The organism is Rhizobium sp. UFLA01-1127, assembly GCF_059803845.1.
In genome coordinates this window covers 1-22,747 of record NZ_JAUQTZ010000077.1, presented here as the reverse complement: position 1 = coordinate 22,747, position 22,747 = coordinate 1, and the positions used below count along the sequence as shown (strand labels likewise).

Sequence of the window (22,747 nt, the reverse complement as noted above, 5' to 3'; positions counted from 1 at the left end):
TTGCTCCTGATGATGGTGCGGCATCCGCACCGGGCGTGCGGATGCCGTCTTGCCTGCCACCTTGACCCCTGAAGCACATCAGGGCGCGGGGAGATGGCTACCGTTTTCGGCCGGGCTACGGCCTCTGGAGCGCGCCCCGAAGCTCGTTATGCGCTGATCTTCAGAAGCTTGAAGGCGTTCGGATCCTGCAGACCGCCACCAACGCGCTTTGTGGTATAGAAGTTGACGTACGGCTTGTTGGTGTACGGATCGCGCAGGATGCGCGTGCCTTGACGATCGTTGACGATATAGCCGCGCTTGAAGTTGCCGAACGCGATCGGAATATTGCCAGCGGCAATCGTCGGCATGTTCTCGTCGATCTCGACAGGATAGCCGAGAAGCGTATCCGTGCCGTCTTTCGTGTAGTTCGGCTCCCAGAGATAGTTATCCTGACCATCCTTCAGCTTTCTGATGGCGGCCGCCGTCGTGGAAGCCATCAGCCAGCTTGCGCCCTGACGGTACGGGGCCGAAAGCTTGTAGACGAAATCGATCAGGCCGTCCGGCGTCACTGTCGCCGCTGCACCGCTGTTGACGACCTCGATTGGGCCGCCGGGATGAAGAGCCGCCGCCGATCCGCCAGTTGCATAGGTCAGAAGGCCATTCGGCTTATTGACGCCGTCTCCTGCAATGAAGGCCGGGCCTTCCTGCTTGGCGAACTCGTCGGCCAACTGCAACGCCAGCCATGCCGCCATATCGAAATCGGCGTCATCGAGGAGGTTCGCAGTAATGGCTGGATTTGCGTAGATCTCGCCGGCCATGAAAGTGAGAGGAGCTATGGTCGGCGTGGACGTTTGCGCGCGAGCTGCTGTTTCGCCAACCCAGCCAGATCCCCATCCGCCAAGGTTCCAAACCGTGGAGTAGCCGCGAACGCCGGTCGGAACAACCGTGGCGAGGCGGCGCATCGGGCTTACCGTGGCGAGCGTTTGGAGGATCTTACGATCCCATTCGACTGGCGCGAGGTAGCCGCCGTCAGAAGCGGAGCCGGCGCTCATGGCCGCATGGATCTGCTGGCGCATACCGGTCCGATTGGACGCTTTCAGCGTCTCGTCTTCGTCGCCATAGCGGAACCATGAGGAAAAGACGCCGGTATATTCCGGATCTACCGGAGCGCCATTGTTGAGGCCAGAGCCGTTGAAGACAAGGCCGGCGATCTTGCCGTTGATCTCATCGACAGCCTTCTGGAAATTATCCGTCCGCTCATTGTGGACGCGTTTGAAGTCTTCGAAGCCGGTCTGCAGCGCCGCGACAATGCGGCCCGGATCGGGAGTATTGGCATTCACACGGCCGATAACAGCGCGCGGCATACGAGTAAGTACCGACATGGCGGTCTCCGTAGGAAAGTCGATCAGGCGCACGCATACGGCGTCATTGCCCGTCGAGCGGTTGTTTTTAGGGAAATCAAACAGAGGCAGCGCCCGGCGTACCTGTCCTCGCAGCGCCTGGCGTGCGAGCGATCGTTCCTCTGACAGCCCAGCCTTGCAGCGCCTGGCGTGCAAGTTGTCGCTTTGACCTGCCGATTGAAGGCAGAGGACGAAACAACGCGAGGCTGTCACGACTCGTTGTCCTGGTCAAGAGTCTCGATCAGGCGACCCGAGTTAATCAACAGGCGGGAGACATCGGCCGGTGCAATGCCGCTCGCGATGAGCACGGCGCTTGCGCCTCTGATAGCACCCTCGAACACAATTTCAGCCTCATATCCGAGATTGTCAGCGAGGCGGGCGACAGCACGCGCGACTGCCTTTGACTTGCGGCGGCGCTCTTCGTCGATGGTCGCATTTTCTGGTGTCATGTCGGATTTATCCTTTCTGTGGGTTGATGAAACTCAAGAGATCGATTTGGCCTGTAACCCCAGGAAGCCCCCTCTTCTGGCAGCGAGGTGAGCAAAACCGCCGAAACCTCCCGTGGCGGCCGACGCGAGGCGGTATTTCGCCGCCACACGCTGCGCAGCGTTCCGGCTGAACCTCGCCACCCATGAACGCCTTCCGCTGAGTCTTGGCGTGACGAATGCGGCAAGCGTCCGAGCAGAACGAATGCGGACGGCCAACGTGCCGCACAGTCTCGAAAGATGAGCCGCATTCAGCGCATGCGAGCGAAACAACCTCTCGGCCGGCACCTTCGGAAATCACGTCATCGGCAATCAGTTGGCCGAAAATGTCGACGGTAATTAATTCGCTATTTTTCGCCATTTTCGACGGGCTTCCCGCAATAAATGCGTTTCTAAACAATAGCTTAGCGAGTGAAATCGCCGCCAAGTCTGTAAATGAGATGGTCAAGCCGGCAAAAAACTCGGCTCCAAAATAAAAAATCCGCGAATGAGGGGGGCGCGGGTCTAGCCGGGCGATGCTTCCAAACTTTTGCCACCCCCCGCCTCCTTGGCTTCACCGCGGCTTCTTCTCGGGGAGATTTGCCTGAATACGATCTCGTATCGCAGCGGCGGTGATCGACTGCGACCCAGCAAACCACCTCACCAACGTCTTTGCTTGGTTGCGCGTCATGCCATGTTGCTTCAGGTGACGCTCCAGAAGTCGCATCGCTTTCAGCGTCGGCCTCTTGCCATCGTCCGCAACATTCGGATCAGTTGAGGTTTCGTCCGCTTCGCTGAAGTCATCCACGGCTTACACCTCCGAAGCTATGCGGTGAGTGCGAGGCTTGGCGAGGCTGGTGGAATATGGTTCCAGAGGCTGCGCCTCCACTCCCTTCCAAAGCCATTTTCATCGGTGCGGCATAAAGAGAGAGAGAGATTTTATCTTCAGTCTCTGAAGCGTTCAGACGTTTGAACCCACCCTTACGCCTGAAGGTGAGCGCGCGTTCAATCCATCCAAGCCAGGTCTTCCCGATGATCCTGATGATGTTGGTGTCGCTCATCAGGCCGCGTTGCGGGCGGCGCTCGCGGACACTGATATGCCCGCGCTCTTTCGAGCGGGCTTTGCGGATAGCGTTCTGGACGGAGGTGCGGCCAACGCCAGCGAGGCGTGCGATCTCATCGAGGCACAGATCACAGAAGCCGCGCCGCTTGCACTGTTCCGCAATGACCGACAGCGCGGCCCGTTCCGCCTCGCTGTAGCAGGCGCGAACGTCCTTGGGCATGTTGCCGCCACCCGCCCACGTGCGGCGGCGCTCGATGGCTTTGTCGCGTTCCTCAGGCGACGGCTTACGTCTCGCACTCTGCTTAACGACGCGGCCGGCAGCGATGGACGCACTTTGACGCCGATAGGCTTCAGTCGCCGCCTTCGTGCCGGCGCCGCTTTCGAAGCGTTGATCGCGGATCGGATCGGCGCGCGACATCAGGCGCGGCAAGGTGCGAAGCAGAGCGGCGGATACCTTGAATTCCGACATCACGGACGCTCCCCATACTGGAAAGCGTGAGCGCGTTTTGTCGTCTCAATCGCATCAATATTGCTGAGCCCGAACTTCGCTTTGAGAGCGGGAATGACTGCGCCTATAATGCTTGCCCTGTTGAGGACAAGCCAGCGCGCAGCTTCGTCTATTGTTGAGACACCTGAATTTACCGAAGACTGAAAACACTCAACTTTTTTAGGTGTCTCATTTTCGGTTAAAATATTGACTTTACTAGGCTCTGGTGGGTTCTCATCGCCCACCATTTTCCAGGAATAAATTTCAGTCCGATATATCCGGCAAAAATAGCCGCGCTTTGATGAGCCGTTTTGTGCGCCGATCAGTAGTTGCCGATAATAATGATCGCCAAAAGCACTACGGAAACAAGCACGAGGGCTGCGATGATGATCAGCAGCTCCTTCAACATGAATCTTTCCATCTTGCTGTCATCCACGATGTTTGCTCCCAGCAAACCGAAATGTACTTCTTCTTAACGTCGAATCAGCGCGTCAAGTTCAGTTTTAGTCCACATGTAAGTGGCCGCGTTGTCAATTTCAGCGCCTCGGCATCGAAGGCCATCGGCCCTGCGGCGGCCAATCGACAGCCATGCGGCGGCTGCATCAGCCAAGCTCCTCATCGCGCTCATGGAACGTGGACCTTCAACGGCTTCTGCCTCGGCGGCGGGTCGATATGGGCGCCCGGCAGATTGACCGTCCGCAACAGCAATCGCTCGGCGATTTGCGTGGCGGCGGCACGTGCCCCCTCACCGGAACAGAAATTGCCGCGCACCTGCACCGCCGCTGCAAGCAATCGAAAGAACGCGTCGCACAGCTCCGGCGATGGCGGGATCGGATCCAGCCAGAAGCGATCCAGAGGCTTCCGGTCGCTCAGCCCATCGATATCGTAGACCGCAGCTCCGAGCGCCTTGACTGCCCTCCGAGCCCGCAGGGCCGAAAGCGCCGCGGTGGAATTGACCGTCACCATGCCCTGACTGGCGGAGATCAGCCGCTCGAGACTGCCTCCCTCTATCAAATGAACACGGGACGACAATCCGCAAGACGCGCAGATACCATCGACATAGGTCCTCCAATCCACAAGCCCGTTGTCGAGCGGATGCAGCTTGAGAACGAGATTCGCCTCAAGCGCGGCATTTTCCGCGAAGGAGCGAAGAATCAGCCTGATGGCATCCTGCTGCCGATGAAAGGGCGAATGAGCCCGAAGCTGAAAATCGGTCTGGAGCTGCAGCGGATACCTCCGCACCGGCTACGAGGGTTCGCAGGATTACGATCTGCTGCTGCGGTATCTCGAGGGTATCCCCGAAGAAAGCGTTCTCCACCTGCCCTATCCCGCCAACTGGTGGCGCCGCAACGGCAAGACCTATTCGCGCAAATTCATGGATGCCGCAACCATCAGCGCCAGAAAGGCGCTGACCGAAAGGTTCGAACGGCAGCGGCAGGCGATCGCCATCGAGGACGCTCTCACCAAGACCCTGCATCGGGTCGTCTTCGAAGCGCCCAGCGAATGGCCGACAATTTCCATCGTCATTCCGAACAAGGACAATCTCGATCTGATATCGCGCATCCTTCGCGACCTCTTCGAAAAGACGGACTATCCCAATTTTGAAGTCCTGGTCAACGACAACGGCTCCGCCAATCAAGCCGTCCTCGATCTCTATGAGCATTATCGGAAAACTCAGCCTCGCTTTTCCGCCGTCATCAATCCGGAAGCCTTCATTTTCTCGCGCTCGGTCAATCGCGGCCTGAGTTCGGCGACAGGTGAGCACTACCTGATCCTCAACAACGATGTCGAAGTCATCGAGCCCGGCTGGCTGAAGGAGATGGTCTCCTGCCTCGCTTATGACAGGACCGGTATCGTCGGCGCCAAATTGCTGTTTTCGAATGACAAGATGCAGCATGCCGGTGTGGTCATCGGCTTCGGCGGACTGGCAGGTCATTGGTACATGAACAAGCCGAAGGAGTTCGGTGGCCCCATGAACCGGCTGCATGTGCGCAATACGATGACCTGCGTGACCGGCGCCGTGATGCTGATCTCGGGTGAGTGCCTTCGGAAGATCGGTCTGTTCGACGAGGAGAATTTCGCAGTCGCCTATAATGACGTGGATTACTGCCTGCGGGCGCACAAGGCCGGCTACCGCATTGTCTGGACACCTTTTGCCTGCCTCTATCACCACGAATCGCTGTCGCGCGGATCGGATAAATCCGGAGAGCGAAAGAAGCGGTTCGAACAGGAAAAACAAAACCTCCGTCGGCTTCACGCCACGCAGGATTTCATCGATCGCTCGCTCAATCCCGCCTACAGCCGCGACAAATCGGACCCCAAGATCGTGGTACCGACGCGATTGCACATCCCATCGATGCCATAACGCGATTTGAAGTCAAAGCTGGATTAAGTCGAGATCCCCGCCGATCACGCTCTTGGCAATCTCGACCACGCTCTTCTCATGGGTGAAGAGGATCGTCTGGAAACGGTCGGCCGTCGCGGCAAGGACCTGCAGCCCTGCGCGGGCGCGCTCGTCGTCGAAGGTCTGGAAGATATCGTCTACGATCAGCGGTGCCGGCTCGTTGCGGGTGGAATAATCTTCGAGGAACGCCAGCCGCAGGGCAAGATAGAGCTGGTCGCCCGTACCCTCGCTCAGACCGTCGAGCGGCACGCGCTCGCCGGCAGCACGCTCGGCCAGCAGCTGCAAAGCATCGCTTTCATCATGGGCTTCGACGAGGCGGGAGAAACGCCCGCCGGTCAGTTGCGAGAACAGCTCGCCGGCTCGCCCGATGACGGGATCGGCTTGCTTCTCGCGATAGGCCTCCATCGAGCCGGCCAGCATGCGGGCTGCAATCTTGAGGACGACCCATTGCCGCGCGAGGTCCTTTGCCTCCTGCTCTGCGGAGAGCTTTTCGAAAACCGCATATTCTGCGCTGACGCCGGTTTCCAGGCCCTGACGCTGACGGCGGTTCTCCGCCAGCCGTGCCGAAAGCTCGCCATGCATGGCGAACTGTCGCTGATCTTCCTCGGTCAATCGCTCGATTTCGAGATCCGCAGCAACCCGTTCGAAGCCGGCAAGCTCGGCACGAAGCTCGTCTTCGGCCTTGCCGTCGGCCTGCTGGCGGAACCGATCGTGGCTTTCCGCGAGCCGCGCACTCAGGCGCAGCCGTTCGCGGAGCCGTAGAAGCAGCGCCGGCAGATCGTCAACGCCGCCTAGATCGGCAGTCAGATGGTCGAGGTCGGCCCTGATGGCGGCGAGCGCTGCGTCCTGGCGCGCCACCAGTTCTGCCCCGCGCAGCCGCTCCTCTTCGAGGCCGTCGCGCTTCTTCAGCTCGCCGCGCATGGCATTGACGCTGGTGTGCAGCGCCTCGGCGGCGGCATCCGGCGGCAGATGATCCAGCTCATGGCCGCTATTGGCTGCAAGCGTTGCCAAACGCCGCTCGAAATCCGCCATGTCGCGCCGCATGCCATTGACTCGACGCCAGCGGTTTTCGCGCTCGGTGAGGATATCGGGCAGTTCGTCCCATGCCTTCAGGGCGGCGCTCGCCATATCAAGCGTCGTGTCGGATGGCAGGCCGAGGAGCTCAGCAGCTTTGGCGAATGCATCGCGCCACTCGGCATGCCGTCGTTCCAAAGCCCGTTGCTCGTCGCCGAAGCGGACCAACCGGTCGCGTGCGGCGCCGATCTCTCCTTCCCGCGTACGGCTTTCGCTCCAGCGTTCCGAGAGAAGGCGCAGATGCTTGCGCAAGCCTTCCGCAATCGCCGCAGGCGGGAGGCGGCCGCTCTTGTAGCTTGTTGCCTCGACGATATCCTGCAGGACGGGCAAGACGCGGCCTTCCGCCAGCGCACTCTCATCCCGTTGGTCCAGCATTTCCAGCAATGCCTTGCGCTCGCGCCGCAGCAGTTCCACTCCGCGCCGCCACTCCAGCATCGCCAGTGGATCGAGAGCATCGATTCCGCAAGACTCGAAAAGAGCTGCGAAGGTTGCCTGCGCATCCTTCAGCGCTTTCTCACAGCTCTTCAGCCGTTCATTAGCCGCCTCCCGCTCCTGCAGCAGACGCGCCTGACGCAGACGATAGTCGGCGTGGCGCGCAACACGATCCGCATCGCTCAGTGCGGCATCGGCCAGACGGTCCGCCTCGGCAATACCGACGCTCAGCGCCGCAAGCAGCCTGGCCTCCGGAGCCGCACCGTCCGACCATCTTTGCTGGATGGAGGACCATTGCGCATCACGACCTTCGCGCGCAGCGACGATCTGCTCGCGCGTGACGATCGGCCCGGTGCACTCGGCATCGGCAAGCGTTCGCGCTATCTCCGCCAGCTGCTCGTCATAAGTCTGCAGCTTGCCGGTGGCTTCGCGCATTTTTGCGCGTGCGGCGTCAATGGCATCACGATGTCCGGCAATTTCGGTGGTTTCCGGCAGAGGCGCGGAGAACAGCACATCGATGTCACCGACCGGTGGCTGCAGCCGGCCGGCAGCCTCTTTAAGATCGGACCCGATGCGGCGAATCTGCGTTTCCAGCCCGTCAAGGCGGCCCAAGGCAGAGAGATCGGTGCTCAGCGCCTCGAGCTGATCGAGATAGGGCCTTGGATCGATCAGCCGGCCCGCATGACTATCCCTCTCAAGCGCCGCGAGCTGCCTGCGCTCAGCATCGGACTGCTCGGCGAGAGACTGCAGTTGTCGCGCGAGCTGCCTGCCCTCGTCCACCAGCTCGGACAGGCGCGCGCGGTCGACGTCGCTCGGCTGCCTCCTTTCGAGTTCGGCTTCGGCAAGACCGAGGCGGCGGGCGAGCTGAGAAAGCGTGGTGTCGTAACCGGCAAGCTCCTGATCGACACGCGGCAGATCGTGACGCTGGGCGCGGTAGTTGCCGGTATCGGCAAAGAGCTGGGTGATATCGCCAGACATCCGTAGCAACGCTTCATCCACCAGAATGCGCGAAAGGTCCTCCTCGGCGCGGGCAACGGCTTGCCGCGCCCGGCGCAGTTCCTCTTCGCTCGCTTGCTTATCGCGCAACCTCTGCTCCAGCTTGTCGGCAAAGCCATCCGGTATGGCGGCAAGATCGGAGAGGCCATCGAGCGCGAGAGTTTCCGCATCGATTTCTGACAGCAAGGGCTGGAGGGTCTTCAGCCGCTTGAGCCGATCAAGCGCTTCGCGGGTGCCGCGGCGCTCCGCCTGCAGGCGCTCCAGTTCCGTCTCCAATTCGGCGGCCTCGGCAAGAAGCTTCTTCCAGTCGCCGGATTTCAGTTCATTGTCCCGCTCGGCCTTCCGGGCATCCTCGTAGCGGTCAAGAGCCTGATAGAAGCCGCGATCCTTCGAGCGCCTGGCGGCATAGATGCCGTCGGCTTCCGCTTCCAACGATTGACGCAGTCGGGACAGGCCAGTGAGGCCCGAAGCTGCGGAAAAAAGCAGGCTGCCGATCTCGCCGCCGCTGCGCAGCATGGCAGCCGCGCCCTGCCGCAGCCGCTGCGAGTCCAGGCCGAAGGCGCGCTCGAACACGTCGCGGCTCAAATTGCCGAGGAAGGGCGAAAGCGCATCCTCGGCCAGCGGCGCCTCCCTGTCATCCGGCGCCAGAAGCGTCCCCTTGCGGCCGCGGCGGCGGCGAAAACTTAAGCTTGCGCCATCGCGCGCGCTGATATCAGCTCCGATCCGCAAAGTCCCCGGCTCGTGCAAGAAGCTTTGCTCAGCGGCGGCCGGGAACCCGAACAGAAGATCCGAAATTGCGCTCAGAGCCGAGGATTTACCTGCCTCGTTCGGACCATAGATCACATGCAGCCGCGCACCGGGGCGAAAATCGAGCGTGCGATCGGTCAGCGCGCCATAGCGAAGAATATCGAGACGGGTAAAGCGCATCAGCCCGCCCCCTGCCCGCGCGCCAGCAGCAGTTGCCGCGCTTCTTCGATGAGAGCCTCCATGCCGTCGTCCAATGGCCGCTCGGTCGCGCCAAGGCCGCCCGGCAGGCGCACGGCGATCTCGTCGATCAAGCGGCTTGCTTCCGCCGCGATATCAGCATCGCCGGCGTGCTCGGTCAGCAGTTGGCGCAGATCGAGCGCGCCGTCCGCATCCGACGCCCTCTCCGGCGGCGGCTCCAGCCGCAATTCAAGCTTTTCCAGCCAGATATCCTCATGCACGCGGTGGCAGGCGGCTTCCACCTCGTCGCGCCATTGCTGGCGGTTGGCGGCGATCGTGCCATGCAGAGGCGTGACGCCGGAAAGCCGGATGCGCAGCGCAGTCATGCGGCCGTCCATCTCATCCGCGAGAGGCTGTACGGCCTGTTCCACATGACGGAGGATCGCGGCTTGGTCGTCCTCTGGATCGACAACGATGTCAGCCTGCGCGAACCGCGCCTCGTCGACGATCAGACGCTCATGTTCGATGCGTCCGTCTTCGACGGTCACGAGCACCGCGCCCTTGGCACCGCGCTCGCGGATATTGCGGCCCTGCAGGTTGCCGGGAAAGATGACAAGCGGATCCTGCGCCACCACTTCAAAGTCGTGGACATGGCCGAGCGCCCAATAGTCATAGCCGCGCGAGCGCAGATCGTCGACGGAGCACGGCGCATAGGGCGCGTGCGGCTCGCGGCCGGTCAGCGATGTATGGAGAATGCCGATGTTGAACCAGCCAGGTGCCGGTGCGGGATAGGTGATCGCCAGATTGTCGTTGGCCGAGCGTTCGGCAAAGCCCTGGCCATGCAGCGCCACCTTCAGTGCCTCGAGCCTGACGCTGCCGGGTTTGCCGGTCGGAAACTCATGGACGTTTGCCGGCAAGGTGATCGTCTTGGTGATGACGCTTGCCGCATCGTGATTGCCGCGCAGCAGGTAGACCGGAATGCCCGCGCGCTCCAGCCGCGCCATTTCGCGATTGAAGAACAGACCGATCTTGTTGTCCTTCCAATCGCCGTCATAGACATCGCCGGCAATGACGAAGAAATCGACACGCCTTTCGATTGCCAAACCCACAAGCGTCGAGAAGGCCTTGCGGCTCGCTTCGACGAAGACGGCAGCGACAGCGGCATCCTTCAAGGCGAGACCTTGAAAGGGGCTGCCAAGATGCAGATCGGCGGCATGGATGAAGCTGAAAGAGGGCATTGGCTCCGATAGCGGTCAGATATCCGGTCTCTCCTTTTAAGGAAATAGAGGCGCGATGAATACCGCGCCGGCGACTTCATCCAAGGGTTTCATCACCAGATCCGGATTGTCATATCCTCAGTCACGCAATTGCGATCCCCGATCGCCGATGTGCGCTTGTAGCCCTGTCGGACGGCTGCTACTGCGCTACATCCTGCGAGTAAAAGAGAGGAGACATCTCATGAAACATCATGCTTTCGGACGGACACCCTTTATCGTGACCGATGTCGGTTTCGGGGCCTGGCAGATCGGCGGCGCATGGGGAGATGTCAGCGAGGCCGACGGCCGCGCGGCCCTGAACGCCGCTCTCGATGCCGGCATGACCTTCATCGATACCGCCGACGTCTATGGCGATGGCCGCTCGGAAAAGATCATCGCCGATGTGCTGAAGGCGCGTGGAGGCGAGCGCCCGATGGTGGCGACGAAGGCCGGCCGTCGACTGAACCCGCATGTTGCCGACGGCTATAACAAGGCCAATCTCGAAGACTTCATCGACCGCAGCCTGAAGAACCTCGGCGTCGAAAGCCTCGATCTCGTGCAGCTTCACTGCCCGCCGACCGAAGTTCTCTATCGGCCGGAGGTTTTTGCCGGTCTCGACGAATTGCAGAAGGCCGGCAAGATCAAAGGATACGGCGTCAGCGTCGAAAAGGTCGAGGAGGCGCTGAAGGCGATCGAATACCCAGGTGTCGTCAGTATCCAGATCATCTACAACATCTTCCGCCAGCGGCCGGACCATCTGTTCTTCAAGGAGGCCAGGCGCAAGAACGTGGCCGTCATCGCCCGTGTACCGCTGGCCTCCGGCCTGTTGTCCGGCAAGATCACACGCGATACGCAATTCGCCAGCGACGACCACCGCAACTTCAATCGCCACGGCGAGGCCTTCGATGTCGGTGAAACCTTTGCGGGCGTGCCGTTCGAAGTCGGCCTGCAGGCCGTGGAAGAGGTGCGCAAGCTGGTGCCCGCGGGCGCCAGCATGGCGGCTTTCGCCCTGCGCTGGATCCTGATGAATGACGCCGTCACCGTCGTCATTCCGGGTGCGCGCAATGCGGAGCAGGCCAAGGCCAATGCGGCTGCGGCCGATCTTGCGCCGCTCTCAGCCGATGTCATGGCAGCCACGCGCGAGATCTACGAGCGGCTGATCGCACCGCATGTTCATCATCGCTGGTAACGTCCATAACTGAAATGGGTGGCCGGAACGCGCTTTCGGCCACCTAGGAATGCCTTTCGGCGCGTGGCGAGCAGAGTGAGCGACCTCCGTTTATTCCGTGTTTCCTGACCCAGGCTACACCGTTCGCGCGGGTCGGTCGATCACGCCATAAACGAACTACTCCGCTCGCCGGATTCATCTGTCGTTCATGCCGACGCGAACCGCTGTGCAACTTGCGCTACGCGCTCGCCGTAAGCGCGAGCGGTTTCCAGGTCGCCGATCGACATTTCGCCCGGGGCTGCGTCGGCATCGCATTGCGCCATTGGCGCGATGTATGATCCCATCCTGTTCGCATCGTCGCGCTTCGAAGCCTTTACGTTCGCTGGTTTCACTCCCAGACTAACCCAAAGGCCACCATGCTGCCCCGCCAGAAGAACGAAGTATTCGAGCGTATTGAGCTTGTCGCCGTTCAAACTGGCGCTGTTGGTGAAGCCTCCGAAAACCTTGTCCTGCCATTTGCTGGCGAACCAAGCCTTCGAGGACGCGTCGGCAAACTTCTTGAACTGCCAGCTCGGCCCGCCCATGTAGGTTGGCGATCCGAAGATGATGGCGTCGGCGGCGTCCAAGGCGACCCATCCCTCATCGGAAAGGTTGCCATCCGCATCGATGGCGCAAACTGCCGCGCCCGCCCCCTCCGCCACGGCTTCCGCCATCCGCTGGGTGTGGCCGTAGCCGGAATGATAGACGACGACTGTGCTTGCTGTGCGATTTGACATGATGGTTCCTAGCCTCCTTCTGGCCATTGCTTTGCGCTGTCCGGAAGCGGAACCGCTCGGACGTGCGTCTTCTTTTCGATGGATTGATGACAGCGGCGGATGAAGCCCTGCGTCCTGGCAATCGGATCTTTATCCAGCCAGTCACACGCGGGTCGTCGGTTGAATGAGTTTTTCCGCGAGTATTCAGATTTGACCGCCGACACCCGCAAGTGCCAGCAGCAACAGGAACACGAAAGGCGGCGGGAGCTCTCTATAGTTCCGGATACGGACAATGGCCGCGATCGCGGCGAGCATGATGCAGACGCCTAACGCGATCCCGATATATCGGGTGCCGGCGGTGACTAAAAGCGCCGCGGTTACGAGTTCAAAGGCGGCAGTGACCCAGCACCACCAGAAAGGAAATCCAAGCCGCACGAAGCCCGCGCGGATCTTCGGATGTCCACTCGCGTTGGCGACAGCGCCGACGAGAAATGCCCCGGCGGCCAGCCAGACAAGGACGGTATCGAGGGACGTTGTGCCTGTGAAAATTTCCATAGGAAGACTCATTGATATTCTCTTCGCTGATGATCCTGGCGCGTTAAGGTTTAATACCGATATTATATAATCTAGCGATGCTAGTTTGTCAATCGTCATTCGTTTTGATAGTTTCTCAGCAGGAAAATCGCGCGCGGAAGATCGAGGGGCACGGAGTGGGTATCAGCGAACGCAAGACTCGGGAACGAAGCGAACGCGAACGCAGGATCATCGTCGCGGCGAGGACGATCGCAGAACGTGACGGCTGGGCTTCCGTCACGATCCGGCGCCTCGCCGAGGAGATAGAATACAGTCAGCCAGTTCTCTATTCGCATTTCGAAAATCGCGATCAGATCGTCGGAGCAGTGGCGCTCGAAGGCTTCGGCGAATTGGCTGCGATGCTCCGTGCCGCAATCCGGCCATCGTCTACGTCAAGGGAGCGAGTGGAAGACGTCGCAACCGCCTATCTCGATTTTGCTTTCGCCCGCCCTGCGATGTACGAGGCGATGTTCGTCCTGCCGACTGGCCTCCGCTTCGCGAGATCCGATACGCCACCCCAACTTCGCGATGGTTTTGGAGCGATGGCGACGGTGATTGCGCCGTTCGCCCAGGACGTGGATACCGCAACCGAAACTTTCTGGGCAGCACTTCACGGTCTGGCGGAGCTTGAACGTCACGGCAGGATAAGACCCGCCTTTCGGGCTCAACGCATCACGCTCGTCATGCGGATGGTGTCGGGTCAGCTCTGAGCGCGGGTCAGGCAATTGACCCGATCGGCACGGATGGCATTGGGAAAGGCGGGATAGGACCAAGGCATACGCCCTCTGAACTTTGCTGCTTTGAGCAAGGCAGATTTCGGCACCGGTCAAAAGCTCGCCGCCGACGGCAGCCGGACGCTGCTCTGAGATCGCATTGGCAGCAGAGCTATCAGCCGAGGCGGCGATATTGCCGCTGCTTCGTGTCCCCGGCACTCATTCGGCACCTGCTCTGCAGCTCGGAGCGATTATCCACTTTTTGAGGTCTGTTTTCGGCCGCGAGTTGTCGTCCTTTCGGGTATGCTTCCGCCATGCTCGTTCCACCATGCCATCAAAGCTTCCATGGTCGGTCCGAGCCCCCTTGCCTTCGCAGTAATCTCATACTCCACGCGAGGCGGAACTTCGGCGAAGACGGTGCGTGAGACGAGACCATCAGCCTCCAGTTCTCGCAATTGCGCTGTCAACATGTGCTGGGTGATACCCGGGATCGCCTTGCGCAGCTCGTTAAATCGATAGATCCGCTGGTTGAGAAGCCACATGATTTCCAGCTTCCATTTTCCGGAAAGCAGGGCGAACACGCGGCGCATCCCTTCATGCATGTTGGTGCCTTCTGAGCTATTAGTCTGATTTTTCATACTTACCACACTGAATTCATCCTACTTGCAGAGATTCATTTAATATCACATTTTCGATCCACACATCGGAAAACAGCGGATCGCTATTCCGGATATCGAAAATCTTGAACGGAACAAGCTGCCGGAGCCATCCGGCGGCAGCGGATATCCCATGTCTGAATTCTACGTTTACTGAGCCGCAACGGCCTTGCTTGTCCTGCTCTATCTGAGCTCTGCCGTGACCTACATCATCAAAGCCGATTGGGTACGGCAAACGATGCTCGGGTTCGGCTACCCCAGCTATCTTGTCCACATTCTGACCTTCGTGAAGCTCGCTGCCGTCGCCGCCATCGTATCGCGGCTCAACGTTGCCATCAGTGATCTGGCATATGCGGGCATGTTGTTTCACCTCCTGCTTTCCGGACTTGCCCATATAGGCGTTCGAAAACCCGCAGGTGCTCTGCCGGCTGCGGCCGGACTGGCATTGCTCGCAACCTCCTTCGCCACACAGAACGCGGCACGCGGAATTCCCTCACCCTACGCATTGGCGCAGGCGCTCTAATTGCTCAACCCGAAAGGAAATCAAATGGGAAAGCTAACTGGAAAAGTGGCTATCGTCGCCGGTGCCGGCAGGGGCATCGGACGTGCAACGGCGGAACTCTTTGCGGCGGAAGGCGCGAAGGTCGCTGTATTGTCGCTCACTCCCGCCCACGTGAATGAGGTCGTCGCTCACATTGAATCGAAGGAAGGAACCGCACTCGGCGTGGTCTGCGACATAAGTTGCGGCGAGCAGATTGCCGAGGCAGTGGCTAAGGTGGTGCAGACATTCGGAGGGATCGATATTCTGGTGAATGTCGCCTTCGACCCCACCGTCGTTCACTCATCGATCCTCGATCTCTCCGTAGAGCAGTTGCAACGCAACTTCGATATGGGGCCGATCGCATATCTGCGAACCATGCAGGCCTGCTACCCATACCTGAAAGCCAGCGGAGAAGGCCGTGTGATCAACTTTGCGTCTTTGGCAGGCATTCTCGGCATGTCCCCTTACGGACCATACAATCTCGCCAAGGAGGCGGTACGCGCTCTCACGAGGTCCGCTGCCCGCGAATGGGGTCCGGACAATATCACCGTCAACAACCTCCTGCCTGTAGCCGACACTTGGGGGGCAAGGCCCGACATTCCTCCGCCAACGAATGTCCTCGGCCGCTTTGGCTCTCCCCAAGACGACGTCGCACCAGTCGTCCTATTCCTTGCCAGCAGCGATTCGAGGTTCATCACGGGTTCAAGTCTGACACCCGATGGCGGCCAGATCATCGACAGCGCCCGATAACACAGGATCGAAATAAAAAGGGCCTGCAAAAAGCAGGCCCCGATGTTGTCCACCCGCAAGGCAAATGCCTCGCAGCGGGTGAAAACGAATTAGCTGTTGACCGAGTCCTTCAGGCCCTTGCCGGGCGTGAACTTCGGTACGTTACGGGCAGGAATATCGACCTCGGCGCCGGTGGACGGGTTACGGCCCTTGGTGGCTGCACGGTGAGAAACGGTGAAGCTGCCGAAACCAGCAAGGCGAATGTCGCCGCCCTTCTTCAGTTCGGCCTGGACAGTATCGAAAACAGCGTCGACAGCGGAAGCAGCGTCAGCCTTCGTGATACCGGCCTTCTCGGCCACTGCGGACACGAGCTCATTCTTGTTCATGTTTCCACCCCTTTCTCTGGTATGAAACGACTTATCAGTAAGCGGGGCGCAAAATAGCAATGCTCTTACCCGCCGCAACCCCAAAAGCCCTGCAAATCAAGGAAAAGCAAGCGTTGGCATACGCTTTTCACAAAAAAAGACCGGCAAAAATGCCGGTCTTTCCGTCCATTTGTGTCAATTCGACAGAATTGAGGCGAAGCGCCTCAATGAGCGATGGTCGAACCCACTTCGTCGACGCCTTCGACCGTTGCGATCACGGGCGTTTCCACGGTGCCGTCCCACTCGATCGGCTCGGGGCGGCGAACAAGCGCGTGCTTGATGACCTCGCCCATGCGCGACACGGGAATGATTTCCATGTTGTTCTTCACGTTGTCCGGAATTTCTGCCAGATCCTTGGCGTTTTCTTCCGGGATCAGCACCTTCTTGATGCCGCCGCGCAGTGCTGCCAGCAGCTTTTCCTTCAGGCCGCCGATCGGCAGCACGCGGCCGCGCAGCGTGATTTCACCCGTCATGGCGACATCCTTGGAAACCGGGATGCCGGTCATGATCGAGACGATCGCGGTTGCCATGGCGACACCGGCCGAAGGGCCGTCCTTCGGCGTAGCACCCTCCGGCACGTGCACGTGGATGTCGCTCTTGTCGAAGCGCGGCGGCTCGATGCCGAAATCGACGGCGCGCGAGCGGACGTAAGAAGCCGCTGCCGAGATCGATTCCTTCATGACTTCCTTCAGATTGCCGGTGACCGTCATGCGGCCCTTGCCCGGCATCATCACGCCTTCGATCGTCAGCAACTCGCCGCCGACTTCGGTCCAGGCAAGACCGGTGACGACACCGACCTGATCGTCGCGTTCGGCTTCGCCATGGCGGAAGCGCGGCACGCCGAGATAGTCCGGGACGTTCTCCGCCGTGACGGCAACCGACTTCACCTTGCCCTTGATGATCTCGGTGACCGCCTTGCGGGCAAGCTTCATCAGTTCGCGCTCGAAGTTACGCACACCGGCCTCGCGGGTGTACTGCTGGATGATGACCATCAGGGCGCCGTCGGTGACCGAAAACTCGTTCGGCTGCAACGCATGTTCCTTGATGGCCTTCGGCAGCAGGTGCCGCTTGGCGATCTCGCGCTTTTCGTCTTCGGTGTAGCCGGCGATACGGATGATCTCCATGCGATCCATCAGGGGCGCAGGGATGTTCAGCGTATTCGCCGTCGTGATGAACATCACGTCCGACAGGTCGTATTCGACTTCCAGGTAGTGATCCATGAAGGTCGAGTTCTGTGCCGGGTCCAGCACCTCAAGCAGCGCCGAAGACGGATCGCCGCGATAGTCCTGGCCAAGCTTGTCGATCTCGTCGAGCAGGAACAGCGGGTTGGACTTCTTGGCCTTCTTCATCGACTGGATGACCTTGCCGGGCATCGAGCCGATATAGGTGCGGCGGTGACCACGGATCTCGGCTTCGTCGCGAACGCCGCCCAGCGCCATGCGGACATATTCACGGCCGGTCGCCTTGGCGATCGACTGGGCGAGCGAGGTCTTGCCGACGCCCGGAGGGCCGACGAGGCACAGGATCGGCCCTTTGATCTTGGTGGCGCGGGCCTGAACGGCCAGATACTCGACAATGCGCTCCTTGACCTTGTCCAGACCGAAGTGATCCGCTTCAAGGATCTTCTCGGCGTTGTTCAGGTCAGCCTTGATCTTCGACTTCTTGTGCCAGGGAATGCCCAGCAGCCAGTCGAGATAGTTGCGCACCACAGTCGCTTCAGCCGACATCGGGCTCATCTGCCGCAGCTTCTTCAGCTCGGCATCGGCCTTTTCCTTGGCTTCCTTCGACAGCTTGGTCTTGGAGATGCGCTCTTCCAGTTCGGCCATCTCGTCGCGGCCTTCTTCGCCGTCGCCAAGCTCCTTCTGGATCGCCTTCATCTGTTCATTCAGATAGTATTCGCGCTGCGTTTTCTCCATCTGGCGCTTGACGCGCGAGCGGATGCGCTTCTCGACCTGAAGAACCGAAATCTCGCCTTCCATGAAGCCGAGCGCCTTTTCCAGGCGAGCCTTGACGCTGGTGGTCTCCAGCATTTCCTGCTTTTCGGTGATCTTGATCGAAAGATGCGATGCGACGGTGTCGGCCAGCTTCGAATAATCGTCGATCTGGCTGGCGGCTCCGACCACTTCCGGCGAGATCTTCTTGTTGAGCTTTACATAGCTCTCGAATTCGGAAACGACCGAGCGGCTCAAAGCTTCGAGCTCGACCTGATCTTCTTCCGGCTCAGGCAGGACATGGCCGAGGGCTTCGTAGAAGTCTTCGCGGCCGGTATATTCGTCGATCTCTGCGCGCGCGCGGCCCTCCACCAGCACCTTGACGGTGCCGTCGGGCAGTTTCAGCAGCTGCAGGACATTCGCAACGGTGCCGACCTTATGGATGGCATCCGGCGCGGGATCATCATCGCTGGCATTGATCTGGGTGACGAGCATGATCTGCTTGTCCGAACCCATGACCTCTTCCAGGGCGCGAATGGATTTTTCCCGTCCGACGAACAGAGGCACGATCATGTGGGGGAAGACCACGATGTCGCGCAACGGCAGTACCGGATAGGCAATGCTGTCGTGTGTCGCAGACGTTTTCTTACTCATGTCATTTCCTTTCCGTCGTCCCGTTCCCGGGCTCTCTGCCGGCTTGGGGGAGTTAGCCGGCTCTCTCACTTGGTAAACAAGTGGAGCTTCACACTGCCTATTTCAAGTCACGGGAAACGTCCGCCATCAGGCGGCGATCCCGCGTATTCGCAAGGGGGAACGCAACAACAAGACACCAGAACCGGCAACTCGAATACTGCGGGCGACGCAACAATCCGAAGAAAAACGCCGCGCCTGCGCCCTGTCCGCCGAATGCTCCAGAATCATGCCATCATGGCTGCAGCAGGGGCTCTTCACAACCGGTTCCGACGGCATTCCGATAAGCTTATCCAAGACTTTATCAGCAAACTGCACGGTTTTTCAAACAGAAAGAGGCCCGCCGATGACGAGCCCCCGATTCGTGATCACGGATGGTGGATCAGGCCGTAGCGTTGGCCTTTTCTTCCTGCCGATCGGCGTAGATGTATAGCGGGCGGGCGGAGCCGCGAACCACTTCCTCGGAAATGACCACTTCGCGCACGCCTTCCAGCGCCGGCAGCTCGAACATGGTGTCGAGGAGGATCTTCTCCATGATGGAGCGCAGGCCGCGAGCACCCGTCTTGCGGACGATCGCCTTGCGGGCGATTTCACGCAGTGCATCCTCGTGGAAGGTCAACTCGACATCTTCCATCTCGAACAGACGCTGATACTGCTTCACCAGCGCGTTCTTCGGTTCGGACAGGATCTGGATCAGCGCGTCCTCGTCGAGGTCCTCCAGCGTCGCCAAAACAGGCAGACGACCGATGAATTCCGGAATGAGGCCGAACTTCACCAGATCTTCCGGCTCCAGCTCGCGCAGCACTTCGCCGACGCGGCGGTCATCCGGTGCCTTGACGGTGGCGCCGAAGCCGATCGAGGTCTTCTCGCCGCGGGCGGAGATGATCTTGTCCAGGCCTGCGAAGGCGCCGCCGCAGATGAAGAGGATGTTGGTCGTGTCCACCTGCAGGAATTCCTGCTGAGGATGCTTGCGGCCGCCCTGCGGGGGAACCGAAGCCACCGTGCCTTCCATGATCTTCAGAAGCGCCTGCTGCACGCCCTCGCCCGAGACATCGCGCGTGATCGACGGATTATCCGACTTGCGGGAAATCTTGTCGACCTCGTCGATGTAGACGATGCCGCGCTGCGCACGCTCGACGTTGTAGTCGGCGGCCTGCAGCAGCTTGAGAATGATGTTTTCGACGTCTTCGCCGACATAGCCCGCTTCGGTCAGCGTGGTCGCGTCGGCCATGGTGAACGGCACGTCGATGATGCGGGCGAGCGTCTGAGCCAGGTAGGTCTTGCCGCAGCCAGTCGGTCCGACCAGCATGATGTTCGACTTCGACAGCTCGACGTCTCCGTTCTTCGATGCGTGCGCGAGACGCTTGTAATGGTTGTGAACGGCAACGGAGAGGATCTTCTTCGCCTGCCGCTGGCCGATGACGTATTCGTCGAGAACCTTGATGATGTCCTGCGGGGTCGGGACACCGTCACGGGACTTCACCATCGAGGATTTGTTTTCCTCGCGGATAATGTCCATGCAGAGTTCAACGCACTCGTCACAGATGAATACGGTCGGTCCGGCAATCAACTTCCGGACTTCATGCTGGCTCTTACCGCAGAACGAACAATAAAGCGTGTTCTTTGAGTCGCCGCCGTTGCTGCCGCTGACTTTGCTCATATCACTTTCCTTCCAGCACGCCGCCAATTTCCAATTTGAAATCGCGGTCCACTCTATGCGCCCGCCGGATCCGCCCCTCGTTTCAGCAGATCGCGGCGCCCTTCAGGGTACTGAACGCAGGCCAGCCAACCAACCGGAACTGCGTGGCAACGATCCCTTTCGAATGCCGAATGCCATGTCACAAAAAAGCTACATAGCATTAATGCTTACTATTACCGCGTTCCGTTCCACATTAAACCCCTATTCCATCACAAATGGGATAGAACTGTGGCGCGGAAGTCACCGCCCCGCGAATAAATCACGCGGCGGTTTCGCCCTCTATTTCGGTACGCGAGGTCAGCACCTTGTCGATCAGACCCCATTCCTTGGCCTCGTCCGAGGACATGAAATGGTCACGATCGAGCGTCTGCTCGACCTCTTCGTAAGTCCGGCCGCAATGCTTGACATAAACCTCATTGAGACGGCGCTTCATTTTGATGATGTCGCGCGCGTGGCGTTCGATGTCCGAAGCCTGCCCCTGGAAGCCGCCCGAAGGCTGGTGAACCATGATGCGCGAGTTCGGCGTTGCGAAGCGCATATCCTTGTCGCCCGCAGCCAGAAGCAGCGATCCCATGGATGCGGCCTGGCCGATGCAGAGCGTCGAAACCGCCGGCTTGATGAACTGCATCGTGTCGTAGATTGCCATGCCGGCGGTAACGACGCCGCCCGGCGAATTGATGTAGAGCGCGATCTCTTTCTTCGGGTTTTCTGCCTCCAGGAAGAGAAGCTGGGCGCACACCAGCGTCGCCATATGGTCTTCGACCGGTCCGGTCAGGAAAATGATGCGTTCCTTCAGCAGGCGGGAATAGATGTCGTACGACCGTTCCCCGCGGTTGGTCTGCTCGACAACCATCGGCACCAGAGCCATAGCTGTATCGACTGGATTTCTCATGTGCGTCCTTTATCAAACTTGTCCCGGCGACGGAAACGCCGGGAATCGGAGTAAAAATCCTTTACTCCTACATAGAGTGTCCCTGCCCTGCACTTCAAGACGCCCGAAAGCATAACGTCAAAAAGCACCATTGCTCCAGGAGGCGTTGACAAAACATTTCTAAACACCGCGGTTGGAATGCCAAGACGCCACGGCGCCACGTCATTCGCTACCCACCGCATTTCCGAACCGAAAGGTGAAGGAAGCGTGAAGGCTCCTGCAGGTTCGCGAAGATCCTGGACACGAGCAAAATTTACCAACTCACTTAAGGAACTTGCCACCTTATTGCGCAAAGATGGGGCGATAGCAGAAACCGTCGGACTTTAGCCTCGACGGAGGCTGCCGGAAGCGGAGAAACGCCGATCGTGCTGAACATGACCACAGGCCTGACCATCTGGTGCTCGGAAGCCATCACTCTGGCTACCGTTCTTCTCCTTGCGTGGCGGCACGATCGCAAATCCCCAGCCTATTTGATCTGGGCCGCGGGCTTTACCGTCAGCGCCGTGGGATTTGCTCTGGTGGCAGCTCGCGGCATCATCCCCAACATATGGTCGATCCAGATCGGCAATGCCGTCGGGCTGCTCGGCGAAAGTGCCTGGATCGCCGGGTTCCGGGTAATGGACAAGCGCAAGCCGGAATGGTCCGCATTCCTGCCTGCCGTGCTCTGGCTGATCGGCGCCAGCCTACCTTGGGTCGCCGGCAATTTCGTCAACCGCATCGTCGTCTACGATCTTGCAAGCGCCGTCGGCGCAACCCTGCTCGCCTTCGCTGTCCAGCCTGCGGATGGCCGGCGCGAGCCGGCCCGCGGGCAGCTCGGCCTGGTTTTCGTAGCGCTTGCCTGCTTCTGCTTCGGCTCGGCTCTCTGGATGGTGCTCATAGCACCTCCGTTGGAGACGGCCATGATCTATCGCGGCTACATGGCGCTCGGCTATGCGCTGCTGGTCATCATCGCGATCGTCCTCAACGGAAAACTTTTGATGGAGCGTGCCGAACGCCGCTGGCGGGCGATTTCCATCACCGATACGCTGACAGGCGTCCTCAATCGGCGTGGGCTTCAGGAAAGTTACGAGATTCTCGCCGAGGAGAGGCAGCAACAGCCGCAGAAGCTCGCCGCGCTGCTGTTCGATCTCGACCACTTCAAGAAGATCAACGACCGCCATGGCCACCAGGCGGGCGATGCCGTCCTGGTCGAGTTCGCCCGCATCGCCCGCCAGTTCGTGCCGCGCAGCGGCGCGTTCGGCAGAATGGGCGGCGAAGAGTTCGTCGCCTTCGTTCCGATAGACGAGCAATCGCAGGCCGAAGCGCTGGCCGAGACCATTCGCGCCGATTTCTGTCGCGTGCCGCTGCTTGCCGGCCGCTCGCTGGTGCCGGCGACGGTCAGCATCGGCGTGGCGCTCATGCCCCGCGACACGGTCAGCTGGGATCGGCTGGTCTCCTCCGCAGACCGGGCGCTTTAC

The 22,747-nt window shown here is 60.0% G+C and carries 21 protein-coding genes; 6 read left to right on the top strand and 15 right to left on the bottom strand.

All coding sequences use genetic code 11. The features are described 5' to 3' along the window. Positions 1-146 precede the first annotated feature (146 nt). From Q4Q11_RS19255 to Q4Q11_RS19230, 6 genes are all read right to left on the bottom strand, one after another. Positions 147-1,361 carry a phage major capsid protein gene (locus tag Q4Q11_RS19255; RefSeq protein WP_498570515.1) on the bottom strand — a complete coding sequence of 405 codons (1,215 nt, stop codon included), beginning with the start codon at positions 1,359-1,361 and terminating at the stop codon, positions 147-149. Positions 1,362-1,588: 227 nt separating this feature from the next. Beyond that, entirely contained in the window at positions 1,589-1,828 is a 240-nt protein-coding gene (locus tag Q4Q11_RS19250; protein ID WP_498570514.1) for a hypothetical protein, read from the bottom strand. Positions 1,829-2,417: 589 nt separating this feature from the next. Then, positions 2,418-2,651, bottom strand: a complete 234-nt coding sequence (locus tag Q4Q11_RS19245; RefSeq protein ID WP_498570513.1) for a hypothetical protein — start codon at positions 2,649-2,651, stop codon at positions 2,418-2,420. Further along, a complete protein-coding gene (locus tag Q4Q11_RS19240) occupies positions 2,644-3,375 on the bottom strand; it encodes a hypothetical protein (protein WP_498570512.1) in 732 nt (243 codons plus the stop codon). Before Q4Q11_RS19240 ends, Q4Q11_RS19245 begins: the two co-directional genes overlap by 8 nt. Then, positions 3,375-3,641 (bottom strand): hypothetical protein, encoded by a 267-nt coding sequence (locus tag Q4Q11_RS19235; RefSeq protein ID WP_498570511.1) that lies wholly within the window; start codon positions 3,639-3,641, stop codon positions 3,375-3,377. The genes Q4Q11_RS19240 and Q4Q11_RS19235 overlap by 1 nt, the downstream gene beginning before the upstream one ends. Before the next feature lie 376 nt (positions 3,642-4,017). After that, positions 4,018-4,635, bottom strand: a complete 618-nt coding sequence (locus tag Q4Q11_RS19230; protein ID WP_498570510.1) for a capsular polysaccharide export protein, LipB/KpsS family — start codon at positions 4,633-4,635, stop codon at positions 4,018-4,020. Positions 4,636-4,768: 133 nt separating this feature from the next. Between Q4Q11_RS19230 and Q4Q11_RS19225 the strand changes: the two genes are divergently transcribed. After that, entirely contained in the window at positions 4,769-5,758 is a 990-nt protein-coding gene (locus tag Q4Q11_RS19225; RefSeq protein WP_498570509.1) for a glycosyltransferase family 2 protein, read from the top strand. A gap of 12 nt (positions 5,759-5,770) precedes the next feature. On the opposite strand, the gene Q4Q11_RS19220 is transcribed toward Q4Q11_RS19225, so the two are convergent. After that, on the bottom strand, positions 5,771-9,226 hold the full coding sequence (locus tag Q4Q11_RS19220) for an ATP-binding protein (protein WP_498570508.1): 3,456 nt from the start codon (positions 9,224-9,226) through the stop codon (positions 5,771-5,773). Further along, positions 9,226-10,461, bottom strand: a complete 1,236-nt coding sequence (locus tag Q4Q11_RS19215; protein ID WP_498570507.1) for a metallophosphoesterase family protein — start codon at positions 10,459-10,461, stop codon at positions 9,226-9,228. The genes Q4Q11_RS19220 and Q4Q11_RS19215 overlap by 1 nt, the downstream gene beginning before the upstream one ends. Positions 10,462-10,681: 220 nt before the next feature. Between Q4Q11_RS19215 and Q4Q11_RS19210 the strand changes: the two genes are divergently transcribed. After that, positions 10,682-11,668, top strand: coding sequence for an aldo/keto reductase (locus Q4Q11_RS19210; protein ID WP_112511069.1), 987 nt, complete (start codon positions 10,682-10,684; stop codon positions 11,666-11,668). 185 nt (positions 11,669-11,853) lie between these two features. Here Q4Q11_RS19210 and Q4Q11_RS19205 read toward each other — a convergent pair whose 3' ends face one another. Together Q4Q11_RS19205 and Q4Q11_RS19200 are read right to left on the bottom strand one after the other, a co-directional pair. Beyond that, on the bottom strand, positions 11,854-12,423 hold the full coding sequence (locus tag Q4Q11_RS19205) for a flavodoxin family protein (RefSeq protein WP_498570506.1): 570 nt from the start codon (positions 12,421-12,423) through the stop codon (positions 11,854-11,856). Positions 12,424-12,606: 183 nt separating this feature from the next. Continuing rightward, positions 12,607-12,957, bottom strand: coding sequence for a DoxX family protein (locus Q4Q11_RS19200; protein WP_498570505.1), 351 nt, complete (start codon positions 12,955-12,957; stop codon positions 12,607-12,609). Between the two features lie 155 nt (positions 12,958-13,112). Between Q4Q11_RS19200 and Q4Q11_RS19195 the strand changes: the two genes are divergently transcribed. Next, on the top strand, positions 13,113-13,685 hold the full coding sequence (locus tag Q4Q11_RS19195) for a TetR/AcrR family transcriptional regulator (RefSeq protein WP_112511065.1): 573 nt from the start codon (positions 13,113-13,115) through the stop codon (positions 13,683-13,685). Positions 13,686-13,939: 254 nt separating this feature from the next. Here Q4Q11_RS19195 and Q4Q11_RS19190 read toward each other — a convergent pair whose 3' ends face one another. After that, a complete protein-coding gene (locus Q4Q11_RS19190; RefSeq protein WP_498570526.1) occupies positions 13,940-14,326 on the bottom strand; it encodes a winged helix-turn-helix transcriptional regulator in 387 nt (128 codons plus the stop codon). Positions 14,327-14,513: 187 nt separating this feature from the next. Here Q4Q11_RS19190 and Q4Q11_RS19185 point away from each other — a divergent pair, with 187 nt between their 5' ends. Continuing rightward, positions 14,514-14,867, top strand: coding sequence for a DoxX family protein (locus Q4Q11_RS19185; protein WP_498570504.1), 354 nt, complete (start codon positions 14,514-14,516; stop codon positions 14,865-14,867). 24 nt (positions 14,868-14,891) lie between these two features. Beyond that, positions 14,892-15,635 carry an SDR family NAD(P)-dependent oxidoreductase gene (locus tag Q4Q11_RS19180; RefSeq protein WP_498570525.1) on the top strand — a complete coding sequence of 248 codons (744 nt, stop codon included), beginning with the start codon at positions 14,892-14,894 and terminating at the stop codon, positions 15,633-15,635. Between the two features lie 89 nt (positions 15,636-15,724). Here Q4Q11_RS19180 and hupB read toward each other — a convergent pair whose 3' ends face one another. From hupB to clpP, 4 genes are all read right to left on the bottom strand, one after another. Then, positions 15,725-16,000: a DNA-binding protein HupB gene (gene hupB / locus Q4Q11_RS19175; RefSeq protein WP_015339480.1), complete on the bottom strand. Its 276-nt coding sequence runs from the start codon at positions 15,998-16,000 to the stop codon at positions 15,725-15,727. 203 nt (positions 16,001-16,203) lie between these two features. After that, the gene (gene lon, locus Q4Q11_RS19170) at positions 16,204-18,624 is read right to left on the bottom strand and encodes an endopeptidase La (RefSeq protein WP_112511056.1); all 2,421 of its coding nucleotides are present in this window, start codon (positions 18,622-18,624) and stop codon (positions 16,204-16,206) included. Positions 18,625-19,042: 418 nt separating this feature from the next. Further along, positions 19,043-20,320 (bottom strand): ATP-dependent Clp protease ATP-binding subunit ClpX, encoded by a 1,278-nt coding sequence (clpX, locus tag Q4Q11_RS19165; protein WP_112511052.1) that lies wholly within the window; start codon positions 20,318-20,320, stop codon positions 19,043-19,045. A gap of 298 nt (positions 20,321-20,618) precedes the next feature. Further along, positions 20,619-21,251, bottom strand: coding sequence for an ATP-dependent Clp endopeptidase proteolytic subunit ClpP (gene clpP / locus Q4Q11_RS19160; protein WP_112511050.1), 633 nt, complete (start codon positions 21,249-21,251; stop codon positions 20,619-20,621). A 413-nt stretch (positions 21,252-21,664) separates the two neighbouring features. Here clpP and Q4Q11_RS19155 point away from each other — a divergent pair. Beyond that, positions 21,665-22,747: GGDEF domain-containing protein (locus Q4Q11_RS19155; RefSeq protein ID WP_498570524.1), on the top strand; the 1,083-nt coding region annotated here is incomplete at its 3' end.

What these genes read in the sequence shown, in the direction of transcription:
- Q4Q11_RS19220 (WP_498570508.1), bottom strand. Translation starts at nt 9,226, where the DNA reads ATGCGCTTTACCCGTCTCGATATTCTTCGCTATGGCGCGCTGACCGAT.
- clpX (WP_112511052.1), bottom strand. Translation starts at nt 20,320, where the DNA reads ATGAGCAAAGTCAGCGGCAGCAACGGCGGCGACTCAAAGAACACGCTT.
- Q4Q11_RS19255 (WP_498570515.1), bottom strand. Translation starts at nt 1,361, where the DNA reads ATGTCGGTACTTACTCGTATGCCGCGCGCTGTTATCGGCCGTGTGAAT.
- Q4Q11_RS19180 (WP_498570525.1), top strand. Translation starts at nt 14,892, where the DNA reads ATGGGAAAGCTAACTGGAAAAGTGGCTATCGTCGCCGGTGCCGGCAGG.
- Q4Q11_RS19210 (WP_112511069.1), top strand. Translation starts at nt 10,682, where the DNA reads ATGAAACATCATGCTTTCGGACGGACACCCTTTATCGTGACCGATGTC.
- lon (WP_112511056.1), bottom strand. Translation starts at nt 18,624, where the DNA reads ATGAGTAAGAAAACGTCTGCGACACACGACAGCATTGCCTATCCGGTA.
- Q4Q11_RS19235 (WP_498570511.1), bottom strand. Translation starts at nt 3,641, where the DNA reads ATGGTGGGCGATGAGAACCCACCAGAGCCTAGTAAAGTCAATATTTTA.
- Q4Q11_RS19205 (WP_498570506.1), bottom strand. Translation starts at nt 12,423, where the DNA reads ATGTCAAATCGCACAGCAAGCACAGTCGTCGTCTATCATTCCGGCTAC.
- Q4Q11_RS19200 (WP_498570505.1), bottom strand. Translation starts at nt 12,957, where the DNA reads ATGGAAATTTTCACAGGCACAACGTCCCTCGATACCGTCCTTGTCTGG.
- hupB (WP_015339480.1), bottom strand. Translation starts at nt 16,000, where the DNA reads ATGAACAAGAATGAGCTCGTGTCCGCAGTGGCCGAGAAGGCCGGTATC.
- Q4Q11_RS19215 (WP_498570507.1), bottom strand. Translation starts at nt 10,461, where the DNA reads ATGCCCTCTTTCAGCTTCATCCATGCCGCCGATCTGCATCTTGGCAGC.
- Q4Q11_RS19190 (WP_498570526.1), bottom strand. Translation starts at nt 14,326, where the DNA reads ATGAAAAATCAGACTAATAGCTCAGAAGGCACCAACATGCATGAAGGG.
- Q4Q11_RS19250 (WP_498570514.1), bottom strand. Translation starts at nt 1,828, where the DNA reads ATGACACCAGAAAATGCGACCATCGACGAAGAGCGCCGCCGCAAGTCA.
- Q4Q11_RS19225 (WP_498570509.1), top strand. Translation starts at nt 4,769, where the DNA reads ATGGATGCCGCAACCATCAGCGCCAGAAAGGCGCTGACCGAAAGGTTC.
- Q4Q11_RS19240 (WP_498570512.1), bottom strand. Translation starts at nt 3,375, where the DNA reads ATGTCGGAATTCAAGGTATCCGCCGCTCTGCTTCGCACCTTGCCGCGC.
- clpP (WP_112511050.1), bottom strand. Translation starts at nt 21,251, where the DNA reads ATGAGAAATCCAGTCGATACAGCTATGGCTCTGGTGCCGATGGTTGTC.